Below are 12,586 nucleotides of genomic sequence, written 5' to 3'. Positions count from 1 at the left end.
GCGACAGCTGGACTCGCCCGCGCCTCAGAGCTTCGCGGCAGAACCTGCCCGGCTGTAGCCGCCCCAGACATCGAGCTGGTCGTACGTCTCGCTTCTCATACGAAGCACCCAGAGGGTGTGACTGTGCCTGCGAACCGTCGTGGACGATTCGTCCGCCATGTAGTTGCGGTGTCCGTTCGTGTTCTTCGCGACCATCTACTTCCCCCCACAGGAATCGGCGCGACGGCGAGCGCCTGTCTCGCCGACTACCCCTGGCACTATGCACCGGCTACGCTGCGTTGCCAAGGGGGTTGTCACAGATAGTTATCTTTGTCGCCTCGACATCTCCTGTACGGGGTTGCAGACGCCAGATTCGGCATTCGCCGGAATTGCCGCAGACGGTTCGCCCCTCGACGTTCGGGCCGGCCGCAAGGTGCAGACCCGCTCGATCCGGTGAGCACCTCGGCTAAACCTTCAACTCTCTTGCGAACTTGTGCGTTCGCGTCGCGGGACGAGGGTTCACAGGCTTCCCGCGCGTGGTCGCGCTCCGAGACGAAGACGAAGACCAGCCGCCGGCCGCAGTAGCCAACGACCGACGACCGACGACCGAGCGAGTTCCGATCTCAGATCCGACGCCGGACCACGGCACTCCGACTGTGTCGATCCCATGCCGTGGCCCGACATCGCCATCTCCGCAATCTGCCACTGCCGGCAACGGCGAGATCGGCAGATCGCGCTCAAATGTGCGCTGAATTGCGAAGTGATACTCCTCCGACCGCTACCAGCCGCGCTCGGCGAGGCGGTGGGGCTGCGGGATCTCGTCGACGTTGATGCCGACCATGGCCTCGCCCAGGCCGCGGGAGACCTTGGCGATCACGTCGGGGTCGTCGTAGAACGTGGTGGCCTTGACGATCGCCTCGGCGCGCTGGGCCGGGTTGCCGGACTTGAAGATGCCGGAGCCGACGAACACGCCCTCGGCGCCGAGCTGCATCATCATGGCGGCGTCGGCCGGGGTGGCGATCCCGCCGGCGGTGAACAGCACGACCGGCAGCTTGCCGAGCCCGGCCACCTCCTTGACCAGCTCGTACGGCGCCTGCAGCTCCTTGGCCGCGACGTACAGCTCGTCCTCGGGGAGGTTCTGCAGCTTGCGGATCTCCTGGCGGATCTGGCGCATGTGGGTGGTCGCGTTGGAGACGTCACCGGTGCCGGCCTCGCCCTTGGAGCGGATCATCGCCGCACCCTCGGTGATCCGGCGCAGCGCCTCGCCCAGGTTGGTCGCACCGCAGACGAAGGGGACCGTGAAGTTCCACTTGTCGATGTGGTTCGCGTAGTCGGCCGGGGTGAGCACCTCGGACTCGTCGATGTAGTCGACACCGAGGCTCTGCAGCACCTGCGCCTCGACGAAGTGGCCGATCCGGGCCTTGGCCATCACCGGGATCGAGACGGCGCCGATGATCGAGTCGATCATGTCCGGGTCGCTCATCCGGGACACGCCGCCCTGCGCGCGGATGTCGGCCGGGACCCGCTCCAGCGCCATCACCGCGACCGCGCCGGCGTCCTCGGCGATCTTGGCCTGCTCGGCGGTGACGACGTCCATGATCACGCCGCCCTTGAGCATCTCCGCCATGCCGCGCTTGACCTTGGCGGTACCTGTTTCGGGCGTCTGGTTCTCGGTCACTGACTTCCTCCTGATCGTGGGGCTCGGTTCCAGATTAGGAGGTGCCGGGCATCGATCCTCAGTCCACCTTGGATCAAGTGGACTGAGCCAACGCATCACCCAGCCTGGCGACCACCAGCCTCAGCGTCGCCGGCGGGGCGGTGAACGGAATGCGGATGTGACGCCGGTCGGTGCCGTCCGGTGTGAACAGGTCGCCTGAGCCGAGCAGGAGGTTCTGCTCGCGCGCTGCCTCGAGCACTCTGCGCGCTCTGGTCTCCGTCAGCTCCAGCCAGAGCGTCATACCGCCCGTCGGTGTGGACCACGCCACACCGTCCAGTGTCTTGAGTCCGGTTTCCAGTGCGGCCAGGTTGGCGCGAAGACGGGTACGGCGGCGGCCGATCACCTTGTCGAGCTTCTGAACGATCGCCCGGGCCAGGAGGTCGTCCAGCGCACTCGGTGAGGCCACGCTGAGCTGTGCGGCCGTGTTGATGCGCCGCCTCAACTGCTTTCCGGTCCGGACCCAGCCAACCCGCAGTCCACCCCACACCGTCTTCGAGAGCGATCCCACACTCACAGTCCTGGGATAGCGGCTCAGCGGCTCGGCCTGCTCCCCGTTCGCCAGCCACAACGGACGCATGGTCTCGTCACTGATCAGCGCGGCGCCGTACCGGCGGGCGATCTCCACCACGGCCTGGCGACGGTCCGCCGGGAGACTCAGCCCGGTCGGGTTGTGGTTGTCCGCCTGGAGGTAAATGACCTTCGGGCGATGGCGTCGGCAGAGGTGGGCGAGCTGGTCGGTGTCCCAGACGCCAGCAGGCCAGCCGGCTACGTCCAGGCGGTGTTTACGCAGCAGATCAAAGGCAGCTGGGTACGTCGGGGTCTCGGTGATCGCTACGCCCGGCCCGAGGTCCAGACCGGCCAGTGCGGCGTTCAGGCCGGCTGCCGCGCCGACGGTGAGCGTGAGCTGGTCCGGCTCGGTCGGCACGCCCTCTCTGGTCAGCCGCTCCGCCAACGCTGCTCGGAGCTCTTGCGACCCACCCGGCGGCGGCCCGTCGCCACCCATGGCCTGCGGCAGTCCGTCCTCGATGATCTGGGCCGCTGCCTCGGCGACATCGTGCGGGGCAGCTGTGGTGGCGAAGCGCAGGTCCAGCACCGGCTGGTCCCCCGCGGTGACCGTCGACGCCGGCGCCACCGGATCCAGCAGCCGGTCCAGTGGCCGCACCACGGTCCCGGAGCCGCGCTTGGTCTCCAGTACGCCGTCACGCCGCAAGTTCTCCAGCGCGCGTACGACGGTCACCCGGCTGACACCGAGCCGCTCCGCGAGGACCCGCTCCGACGGCAGTCGCGAGCCGATCGAGAGGTCGCCGCGCTCGATCCGCCGCAGTACCAGCCCCTCGATCTGCTCGGTCTTCGTCCCGTCCGCCGCTTCCAGCTCCCCCATCCGCCACATAAGTCCACTATCCCACCACTGGCCTGATCGCTCTTTGAGCACCCATCAACCATTCCCGGCTGCCCGAGATGGTCGGTGGGTGCTCAAGGTCCGCGAATGTCGGTGCGGGATGTGAGGATTTGCCTATGGACGAGCGGTGGGCGATCGGCCCGGAGGAGGGTGGTGGGGCGACGCTGGTCGCGCTGCGTCCGGACGGGCAGCCCGCCGGGGAGATCCAGTACGAGTCCGACCTCGTCGCGGCCGTCGCGTCGCGACCGCATGTCACTCGGTGGGTGTGGCGTTCATCGGCCGAGATCTATCCGCGGTTGCTCGCGGCCGGCGTCCGCGTCGAGCGGTGCTACGACCTCGAGAACACCGAAGGCCTCCTGCTCGGCCACGAGGGCCGCCTCGGTGAGCCACGTTCCGCGGCCGCGGCCTGGGCGCGACTGAGCGGTGCGGCGGTGCCACCGGATCCGCCGATGCGCGCCGTCGTGCCGGGTGAGCAGTCGTCGTTGTTCGAGATCCCCGCCGAGCCGATCGCGTTCGAATCCCTCCTGCGGGTGTACGCCGACCAGCTCCGCCGGCACGAGCTCGCCGAGCACCCGGACCGGATGCGGTTGCTCACGGCCTCGGAATCGTCGGCGATGCTGATCGCCGCCGAGATGGACCGCGCCGGCCTCCCGTGGAGCGCGCAAGCCCATCGTGACGTCCTCAGCGAGCTGCTCGGCGAACGCTTCGGTGGTACGGGCGAGCCGCGCCGGCTGACCGAGCTCGCGGACGAGATCTCGTCCGCGTTCGGCCACCGGGTCCGGCCCGAGCTGCCGGCCGACGTACTGAAGGCGTTCAAGCAGGCCGGGCATCAGCTGAAGTCGACCCGGCGGTGGGAGCTCGAGACGATCGACCATCCGGCCGTCGCGCCACTGGTCGAGTACAAGAAGCTGTACCGGATCTACACCGCCAACGGCTGGTCCTGGCTGAACGACTGGGTCCACGACGGCCGCTTCCGCCCCGGCTTCGTTCCCGGCGGCACGGTCTCCGGCCGCTGGATCACCAACGGCGGCGGCGGCCTGCAGATCCCGAAGGTCATCCGCCGCGCGGTCGTCGCCGATCCCGGCTGGCGTCTGGTCGTTGCCGACGCCTCCCAACTCGAGCCGCGCGTCCTCGCCGCCATCTCCCGCGACCGCGCGCTGATGGAGGTCTCCAGCGACGCCGGCGACCTCTACAAAGCCGTGTCCGACCAGGCGTTCTCCGGTGACCGCGCGCAGGCGAAGCTGGCCGTCCTCGGCGCCATCTACGGCCAGACTTCCGGCGACGGCCTGAAGAACCTCGCCATGCTCCGCAAGCGATTCCCTCAAGCCGTCGCGTACGTCGACGACGCGGCCCGCGCCGGTGAGGAAGGGCGTCTGGTCCGCACGTACCTCGGCCGCACCTGCCCGCCGACCGGCCACCCGCTCGACGCAGCCATGCTCGAAGGCCCGCCCGCCGACATCCCCACCACGGATCCGCGCCATGCCAGAGCGCGGGGCCGCTTCACCAGGAACTTCGTGGTCCAGGGCAGTGCCGCCGACTGGGCTCTCCTGCTGCTCGCCGCACTTCGCCAGGCGCTCACGCCGTTGAAGGCCGAGCTCGTCTTCTTCCAGCACGACGAGGTCATCGTCCACTGCCCCGCCGACGAGGCCGAGCAGGTCGCCGCCGCTGTCCAGCAGGCCGGCAACCTGGCCGGCACGCTGACTTTCGGCCCGACCCCCACCAATTTCGCGTTCACCACGGCAACGGTGGAGATCTACGCCGACGCCAAATAGTTTCAAACGACTTATTAGGCCGCCGGGCCGATAACGTCTCCGCATTCCGACGGATGGGAGAGCGTGATGGCGAAGGCGAAGTGGGGAAAGAAGGTCTCCGGCAGCGAGGCGGTGGCGAGCGGTGGCTCGACCAGCGGCAAGCAGGCCGAGAAGGCAACCCAGGCAGGGCATCTCGGCGACGACAACCGGGTCTACCACCGTGGCAAGGTCGTCGGCGACTTCAGCGGCCGGCAGCGGAGGATCGAGAACCAGAACGGCGTCTGATCACAGCGTTGCAGGTAAACCGTAAAGCTTGTGGTTCGTGGTTTCGAAGGCGGTAATTTCGGCTATTCGACCGTTCTCGATGCGGAAGATATCGAGTGCGAACAGCTGACAGGCCGTCATCCGCGGGGGTAAGAGATAGGCCGCGAGGGTGGGTTGACGGTTGATCGTGGTCGGCCGGAAACGCCACTGACCGCGATACTCCCCGGTGAGGTTCGGGATCAACGAGCGCACCGCATCCTCGCGGCCTTCGAACCAGAACGGGTACGGCGGCATGGTCATGCGGATGTCTTCGTGCATCAGGGATGCGAGCGCGTCGGGGTCGGTGTTCTCCCACGCGGTCATGTAGGACCGTAGAAGCTTGCGTTCGTCGGCGGAGGCGTCGGGAGCCGACCACTCCGAGCGATGCGAAGGCAGATGCTCGCGCAGGACAGGCCGGGCCCGCTGCAGGGCCGAGTTGACGGCCGCCACCGAGAGATCCACCGCAGCGGCAGTTTCGCGCGCCGGCCAGCCCAGCACATCACGGAAGATCAGCACGGCACGCGGCCGCGCCGGCAGGTGCTGGATGGCGATCAGGAACGCCAACTCGATCGTCTCCCGCCGGATCACCGCCGCATCAGGCTCCTCGGCGCGATCCAGCAGTACGTCGGGAAACGGCTGCAACCACGGCACGTCCTCGCGCGCCGGAAGCGCCGTAGCGGGGAACGACGCCGGCTCGAGCTGGTACGGCAGGACCCGGCGCGGGCGCCGTACGTCGATGCACGCGTTGGTCGCGATCCGGTACAGCCACGCCCGCACCGACGACCGCCCCTCGAATTCGTCCCGTCCGCGCCAGGCCCGCAAGAACGTCTCCTGCACCAGGTCCTCGGCCTCGTCGTACGACCCGAGCATCCGGTAGCAATGCACTCGCAGCTCGTGCCGGTAACGCTCGACGTCCTTCTCGAAGCTGCTCATCTCCCGTCCTCGAGCTCGATCGTCGCCGGCATCGGGGCCCGGCCGGCCAGCCGGAACCAGGTCACCAGCCGCCGCTGACGCAGGTCGCGCGTCGACACGACGACATCGTTGTGGAAACGCCGGGCCAGCTGGACCCGGCGCATCGCCAGCGTCAGCTCGCCGGCCCACGGCTCGATATCGGTGCCGGTGGCATGGATCGCCCGGGTCAGCGCGGACTCCACCTGCTCATGCACCTCCAGTACGTCGAGCGACGCCGCCCGGGCCCGATGCGCCGCATCGAGCAACAACAGGGCCGATGCCGGGTCGAGGATCTCGCTGCCGGCCAGCTCCGCGACCAGCGCGGACCGGCGGGCCAGCTCGGTCTCGAGCGACGCGCGGGCGAGCTCCACCCGGTGGTGCAGCCGGTCCAGCCGCCCGGCCGTCCAGCTCGCGTAGGCGCCGAACAGCAGCAGCACTGTGCCGACTGCGAGCAGCACCCAGGAGATCTCCACGGGCCCATTCTTACGGAGCGCTGACGGACCGCCGGGAATCGGTAGTCGCGGCGTCACCGGACGCTAGCGTCGAGGCCATGGCTGATATCGGCGTGATCGGCGGTTCCGGGTTCTACTCGTTCCTCACCGACGCGGAAACCATCGAGCTCGACACCCCCTTCGGCGCGCCCAGCGAGCCGCCGGTGGTCGGGGACCTCGACGGCCGCCAGGTCGCCTTCATCCCCCGGCACGGCGCCGACCACCGGTTCCCGCCGCACCGGGTCAACTACCGCGCGAACCTCTGGGCCCTGCGCGAACTCGGCGTCCGCCAGGTCCTCGGACCGTGCGCGGTCGGTTCGCTGAAACCTGAGCTCACTCCCGGCACCTTCGTGGTCCCGGACCAGTACGTCGACCGCACCTGGGGCCGCGACCACACCGTGTACGACGAAGCACCGGTCGTCCACACCGCTGCCGCCGATCCGTACTGCCCGGTCGGCCGTGCCACGGTGATTGCCAGCGGCAACGTCGTACCGGACGGCACGATGGTGGTGATCAACGGCCCGCGGTTCTCGACCCGGGCCGAATCGCAGTGGCATGCCGCGCAGGGCTGGTCGGTCGTCGGCATGACCGGCGCACCCGAGGCCGCGATCGCACGGGAGCTCGCCCTCTGCTACACATCGATCGCCGTCGTCACCGACCACGACGCGGGCGTGGAGACCGGGGCCGGAGTCACCCAGGCCGAGGTCTTCGAAGCGTTCAAACACAGCATCGAGCGCCTGCAGGACCTGCTCAAGATCGTGATCGGCCAGCTCCCCAAGCCCGACGCCGACTGCGACTGCCGCCACTCCCTCGACGGTACGGCGGCCGCCCGATGAGAGTCCTGCTCACCGGCGGCGCCGGCTTCATCGGGCAGCACGTCCACCACCAACTCGTTGCCGAGGGCCACGAGGTGACGGTGCTGGACTCCTTCCGCCCGGACGTCCATGCCCACAAACCCACGCCCCGCCCCGGTCTCATCGTCGGCGACATCCGCGACGCCGACCGCGTGACCGATGCGCTCCAACGCATCGACACCGTCATCCACCTCGCGGCGAAGGTCGGCCTTGGCGTCCACCTCGACGACATCGACGACTACGTGTCCACCAACAGCCTGGGTACGGCGGTCCTGCTCAAGGCGCTTGCCCACAGCAAGGTCCGCCACCTCGTCTACGCCAGCTCGATGGTCGTGTACGGCGAGGGCCGGTACGACTGCGACGAGCACGGTCAGGTCGCGCCCGGACCGCGCCGTACCGAAGACCTGGAAGCCGGCCGCTTCGAGCCGCCCTGCCCCCGCTGTGGCGCTCCGCTGCGGGCCGGCCTCGTCACCGAGGACGCTGTCCTCGATCCGCGGAACGCCTACGCGGCCAGCAAGCTGAGCGGCGAACACCTCGCCGCCACCTGGGCTCGCGAGACGGACGGCCGGGTCTCCGCGCTCCGCTTCCACAACGTTTACGGCCCCGGCATGCCACGCAACACGCCGTACGCCGGAGTGGCGGCGATCTTCCGCTCGGCGCTCGAACGCGGCGAAGCGCCGCGCGTCTTCGAGGACGGCCGGCAGCGCCGTGACTTCGTACAGGTCCGCGACATCGCCACCGCCGTCACCATGTCCGCCGCCGCACTCCCCCATCAGCCGGCCTTCACGGCGTACAACGTCGGCAGTGGCACCGTCCGCACGATCGGCGATCTGGCGACCGAGCTCGCCCGCCTGTACGACGGTCCGAGCCCGATCGTCACCGGTCAGTACCGTCTCGGCGACGTCCGGCACATCACCGCCTCGTCCGACCGCCTGCGCAACGACCTGGGCTGGAAGCCCGCGTACGACCTGACCGCCGGGCTCCAGGACCTACTAGTTGTGGGCGGCAACCGGCGGTAGGTCGATCTGGAACGCGCACCCGCCGTCGACGTTGGTGACGCCGATGTTGCCGTCGTGAGATTCGACGACGCCGCGGGCGATCGCGAGACCGAGCCCGCCGCCGCTCGACCGGGCCGCATCTGCGTTGGCGGCCGGCTCGGGCGTGCGCTGCTCGTCGCCACGCCAGCCGATGTCGAAGACTCGCTCCAGATCGTCGGTCGGGATGCCTCCACAGGCATCGGTGACGGCCAGGCGCACGCGACCGTCCGTCTCCCGGTCCACTGAAACCGTCACCACACCGCCGGGCGCCGTGTGCCGGATCGCGTTGCCGACCAGGTTCGTCACCGCACGCGTCAGCTCGTCCGGATCACCCTGCACGGCGAGCCGATCGTCGTCCTTCGGTATCGACAACGCCAGCCGAACGCCCTCCGCCCGCGCGTGCTCGTTGTTCTCCCCCGCGACGTCCTCGGCCAGCTCACGCAGGCTGACCGCGGACCGCCGCCGCGGCAACGGCGCCGCCGACAATCGCGACAGCTCGAACAGGTCGTCCACCAGCCCGGTCATCCGATCGACCGTCGACCGCATCTGCCGCAAAGCACCCGGTACGTCGTCGATCACGCCGTCCTCGAGTCCCTCGGACACGGCCCGCAACCCGGCCAGCGGAGTCCGCAGGTCGTGCGACATGAACGCGACCAGCTCCCGCCGGCTCGACTCCAGTGCCCGCTCCCGCTCATGCGACGCGGCCAGCTTCTTCCGTGTCATCTCCAGCTCGTTCGTCAGCTCGGCCAGCTCCGCGGGAACTGCGCCGGCCAGAGCCTCCGGCGCCTCGTACGACGTACCGAGGTGCCGCAACCGCCGTCCGACGTCGCGTGACCCGGTGCTGATCCAGTGCCCGAGCAGCACCGTCATCGCCAGCCCGAGCAGCGCCGCGAAAGCCAGCGTCCACAGCACCACCCACGAGTCGTGCTGGGAGATGAACATCGCCCGCACGCTCTGCAGTACCGCGGCCAACGCCGCGGCCATCGGCGCGAGGCCCGCGACGATCATCGTGACCCGCAACGACCGCCGCCGGAACTGCCACAGAATCGCCGCGCCGACCGCCGCGACCACCAGCGTCCACAGCGTGGTGAGCGCGAGGATCGTGAACATGTCCTTGTTCATGACGCGTCGCCCGCGAACAGGTACCCGGTCCGCGGCACGGTCAGCACGAGCTTCGGATCGGACGGATCGGCCTCGATCTTCTCGCGCAACCGCCGCACGTGGACGGTGACCGTCGAGGAGTCGCCGAAGTCCCAGCCCCATACGCGGCGCAACAGCTCGGCCTTGGTGTAGGCCTTGCCGGCATGCGACACGAGGTACGCCAGCAGGTCGAACTCCCGGTGCGTCAACGACAGCTCCGCGCCGTCGAGGTACGCGCGCCGCGCCGCGGTGTCGACCATGACCGGCCCCGCGCTCAGCTTGGTCGGCGTCAGATCGAGCCCGGCGAGCCGCTCCTCGCGCCGTACCATCGCCTGGACCCGCAGCGTCAGCTCCCGCGGAGAGAACGGCTTGACCACGTAATCGTCCGCGCCGACCTCGAGGCCGACCAGCCGGTCCTCCTCCTCGCCGCGCGCGGACAGCATGATCACCGCGGCCCCGTCGTCGGCCGCACGCATCCGGCGCAGCACGTCGAGGCCGGACAGGCCGGGCAGCATCACGTCCAGTACGACGACGGACGGTTTCCACTGCTGCCAGACCTCGACCGCCGACACGCCGTCCGCCACCACGCGGGCGGCGTACCCGGCCTTGGTCAGGTACGCCGACACGACGTTGGACACGGTGGGGTCGTCGTCGACCACGAGTACACGAGTAGCAGCCACGATCAGAGCGTAGATCGTCCGGTCGGCACCGGGCCGCACCAGCACCGGAACGCAGTACGACGTAAGCGATCCGTAGCCGGGTTGGGCCACCGGAGGCGCAGATTCGTCCTTACCGTCGGAATATGCCCGTCGATCTCGTCCTGCCGTGCCTGAACGAGGCGGCCGCCCTGCCCTGGATCCTCGAACGGCTCCCACCCGGCGTCCGCGCCATCGTCGTCGACAACGGCTCCACCGACGGATCCCCCGAGGTCGCCGCCCGGCTGGGCGCCAGCGTCGTGCACTGCGAGATCAAGGGGTACGGCGCCGCGTGCCACGCCGGACTGGAGGCGGCCGAGGCCGACGTGGTGGCCGTGATGGACGCGGATGCGTCGCTGGATCCGCAGCAGCTGAGTCGGGTGACTGCACCAGTCCTTGCCGATCGCGCCGACCTCGTCGTCGGTCGCCGGCGCCCGGTGACACGGGGCACCTGGGCGTGGCATCTCCGCCTCGCCAACCTCGAGCTGTCCCGGCGGATCCGGCGCCGTACGGGCGTTGCCCTGCACGATCTCGGTCCGATGCGGGCGGGTCGTCGTACGGCGCTGCTCGAGCTCGGACTGACGGATCGGCGGTCCGGGTACCCGCTGGAGACGGTTGTCCGGGCGGCCGACGCGGGCTGGCGGATCGCCGAGGTGGATGTCGATTACCTGCCACGGTCGGGTCGTTCGAAGGTGACGGGCACCCCCCTCGGCGCGGCCCGCGCTGTGCTCGACATGTCGAAGGTCCTGGCCCGGTGAAAGGGGCGGTGAAGGGGACGCTGATCGTCATCGCAAAGGAGCCTGTGCCGGGGCGGGTGAAGACGCGGCTGCAGAGCGAGTTCACCGCTCAGGAGGCGGCCGCGTTGGCCCGGGCGTCGCTGGTGGACACGCTGAGCGCGGTACGGACGGCCCGGGTGTCGCGGCGGGTCGTTGCGCTCGAGGGCGATCCGGGACCGTGGCTGCCGGCTGGGTTCACGGTTGTCGGGCAGCGTGGGGACGGGCTGGACGAGCGGATCGCGGGCGCGTTCGAGGACGCGTACGACGGTGGGCCGATGCTGCTGGTCGGGATGGATACGCCGCAGCTTCGACCCGAACTGCTCGGGTTCCACTGGTCCGGGTACGACGCGGTGCTCGGGCTGACCGAGGACGGCGGGTATTGGTGCCTCGGGCTACGAGTTCCGGACCGGCGCGCGGTCGTCGGCGTACCGATGTCGACCGATCACACCGGACGCGATCAGCTCCAGCGGTTGCAGGAGCTGGGTCTGCGGGTGGGGATGTTGCCGACCCTGCGTGACATGGACACGCCACGCGACGCGGCGTACCTCGCTGCCGAGTTCCCGTCATTGCGGGTATCGCGGTTGTTTCGGCGTCTGCAGCATGCGGCGCACCCAGGGCTGCTGTTCGAGCAGGCTCTTGGCGGTACGGCGCGAGTAGTTGCTACTGGCATCGATGGACGGACTGTGCCGGCGCTGTCCGAGCTCGACCGCTGGACGGCGCCCGCCGACGAGGTCGACCGGCTCGCACTGAGCCGCTGCGAAGGCCCGGTGCTCGACATCGGCTGCGGACCCGGCCGGATCGTGACAGCTCTGGCCGAACGTGGGATCCCCGCGCTCGGCGTCGATGTCTCGCCGCGCGCGGTCAAACTCACGACGTCGCGGGGCGCGGCCGCTCTCCATCGTCCGGTGCAGGATCGGCTGCCCGGCGAGGGGCGTTGGGGCAGCGTGCTGTTGATGGACGGCAACATCGGGATCGGCGGCGCTCCGGTCGACCTGCTCCGCCGCTGCGCCGAACTCGTCCGGCCCGACGGCCTGGTGCTGGTCGAGGTCGACCCCGACGACGACCTCGACGACACCGACCCGATCGTCCTGCGCAGCTCCACCGGGCGCCGCTCCACCCCGTTGCCCTGGGCAAGAGTCGGCACCCGTGCGGTACTCCGGTACGCCCGCCACGCCAACCTCCACCCGACCGAGGACTGGCGCGCCGGCCACCGAGCCTTCCTCGCCCTCCGCCGAACCACCTCCCCAGCCCTGACCCCGACGACCTTGTGCACGGCTCAGCCATGATCCGGCGCCCGAAATGGTCGAACCGTGCTCAAGGTTGGGTTGGCGGGGGCGGGGCGGTGGTTGTGAGTGTGGGGGTGGTGGGGGCGGCGGCGGGGCAGTGGGGGCCTAATGGGGTGCTTGCGGCGGGGACCGTTGCGGTGGGGGTGTTGGTGTGGCGGTTCGGGCGGGGGTTGAGTGTCGCAGCAGTCGTGATTGTGGCGGGGTTGT

The 12,586-nt window shown here is 69.6% G+C and carries 13 protein-coding genes; 6 read left to right on the top strand and 7 right to left on the bottom strand.

The features are described from left to right. Positions 1-24: 24 nt before the first annotated feature. The 3 genes from ACIA58_RS20305 to ACIA58_RS20295 all read right to left on the bottom strand — a co-directional run bounded on the left by ACIA58_RS20305 (position 25) and on the right by ACIA58_RS20295 (position 3,086). On the bottom strand, positions 25-195 hold the full coding sequence (locus ACIA58_RS20305) for a hypothetical protein (RefSeq protein WP_396405270.1): 171 nt from the start codon (positions 193-195) through the stop codon (positions 25-27). A gap of 562 nt (positions 196-757) precedes the next feature. After that, positions 758-1,657: a pyridoxal 5'-phosphate synthase lyase subunit PdxS gene (gene pdxS, locus ACIA58_RS20300; RefSeq protein WP_396405269.1), complete on the bottom strand. Its 900-nt coding sequence runs from the start codon at positions 1,655-1,657 to the stop codon at positions 758-760. Between the two features lie 73 nt (positions 1,658-1,730). Beyond that, a complete protein-coding gene (locus tag ACIA58_RS20295) occupies positions 1,731-3,086 on the bottom strand; it encodes a PLP-dependent aminotransferase family protein (protein WP_396405268.1) in 1,356 nt (451 codons plus the stop codon). Positions 3,087-3,211: 125 nt separating this feature from the next. Here ACIA58_RS20295 and ACIA58_RS20290 point away from each other — a divergent pair, with 125 nt between their 5' ends. Next, positions 3,212-4,867: a bifunctional 3'-5' exonuclease/DNA polymerase gene (locus tag ACIA58_RS20290; RefSeq protein ID WP_396405267.1), complete on the top strand. Its 1,656-nt coding sequence runs from the start codon at positions 3,212-3,214 to the stop codon at positions 4,865-4,867. A gap of 66 nt (positions 4,868-4,933) precedes the next feature. Then, positions 4,934-5,131 (top strand): hypothetical protein, encoded by a 198-nt coding sequence (locus ACIA58_RS20285; protein WP_396405266.1) that lies wholly within the window; start codon positions 4,934-4,936, stop codon positions 5,129-5,131. On the opposite strand, the gene ACIA58_RS20280 is transcribed toward ACIA58_RS20285, so the two are convergent. Beyond that, positions 5,132-6,082: an RNA polymerase subunit sigma-70 gene (locus tag ACIA58_RS20280; protein ID WP_396405265.1), complete on the bottom strand. Its 951-nt coding sequence runs from the start codon at positions 6,080-6,082 to the stop codon at positions 5,132-5,134. Then, positions 6,079-6,573: a hypothetical protein gene (locus tag ACIA58_RS20275; protein ID WP_396405264.1), complete on the bottom strand. Its 495-nt coding sequence runs from the start codon at positions 6,571-6,573 to the stop codon at positions 6,079-6,081. The genes ACIA58_RS20280 and ACIA58_RS20275 overlap by 4 nt, the downstream gene beginning before the upstream one ends. 77 nt (positions 6,574-6,650) lie before the next feature. Here ACIA58_RS20275 and ACIA58_RS20270 point away from each other — a divergent pair, with 77 nt between their 5' ends. Continuing rightward, positions 6,651-7,427, top strand: coding sequence for an S-methyl-5'-thioadenosine phosphorylase (locus tag ACIA58_RS20270; protein ID WP_396405263.1), 777 nt, complete (start codon positions 6,651-6,653; stop codon positions 7,425-7,427). Then, entirely contained in the window at positions 7,424-8,464 is a 1,041-nt protein-coding gene (locus ACIA58_RS20265) for an NAD-dependent epimerase/dehydratase family protein (RefSeq protein ID WP_396405262.1), read from the top strand. Before ACIA58_RS20270 ends, ACIA58_RS20265 begins: the two co-directional genes overlap by 4 nt. Here the strand turns inward: ACIA58_RS20265 and ACIA58_RS20260 are convergent. Then, positions 8,438-9,604, bottom strand: coding sequence for a sensor histidine kinase (locus ACIA58_RS20260; protein WP_396405261.1), 1,167 nt, complete (start codon positions 9,602-9,604; stop codon positions 8,438-8,440). The genes ACIA58_RS20265 and ACIA58_RS20260 overlap by 27 nt on opposite strands. After that, complete coding sequence (locus tag ACIA58_RS20255) at positions 9,601-10,302, bottom strand: response regulator transcription factor (RefSeq protein WP_396405260.1); 702 nt, start codon at positions 10,300-10,302, stop codon at positions 9,601-9,603. The genes ACIA58_RS20260 and ACIA58_RS20255 overlap by 4 nt, the downstream gene beginning before the upstream one ends. A 122-nt stretch (positions 10,303-10,424) precedes the next feature. On the opposite strand from ACIA58_RS20255, the gene ACIA58_RS20250 reads away from it, so the two are divergent. Continuing rightward, positions 10,425-11,075 (top strand): glycosyltransferase family 2 protein, encoded by a 651-nt coding sequence (locus tag ACIA58_RS20250; protein WP_396405259.1) that lies wholly within the window; start codon positions 10,425-10,427, stop codon positions 11,073-11,075. Beyond that, complete coding sequence (locus tag ACIA58_RS20245; RefSeq protein WP_396405258.1) at positions 11,072-12,379, top strand: DUF2064 domain-containing protein; 1,308 nt, start codon at positions 11,072-11,074, stop codon at positions 12,377-12,379. The genes ACIA58_RS20250 and ACIA58_RS20245 overlap by 4 nt, the downstream gene beginning before the upstream one ends. Positions 12,380-12,586: the final 207 nt, after the last annotated feature.

The sequence above is a fragment of the Kribbella sp. NPDC051586 genome (assembly GCF_044453965.1).
Taxonomy (GTDB): Bacteria; Actinomycetota; Actinomycetes; order Propionibacteriales; family Kribbellaceae; genus Kribbella.
Note: the sequence above shows the minus strand (reverse complement) of the source record. Positions and strands in the feature narration are given on the sequence as shown.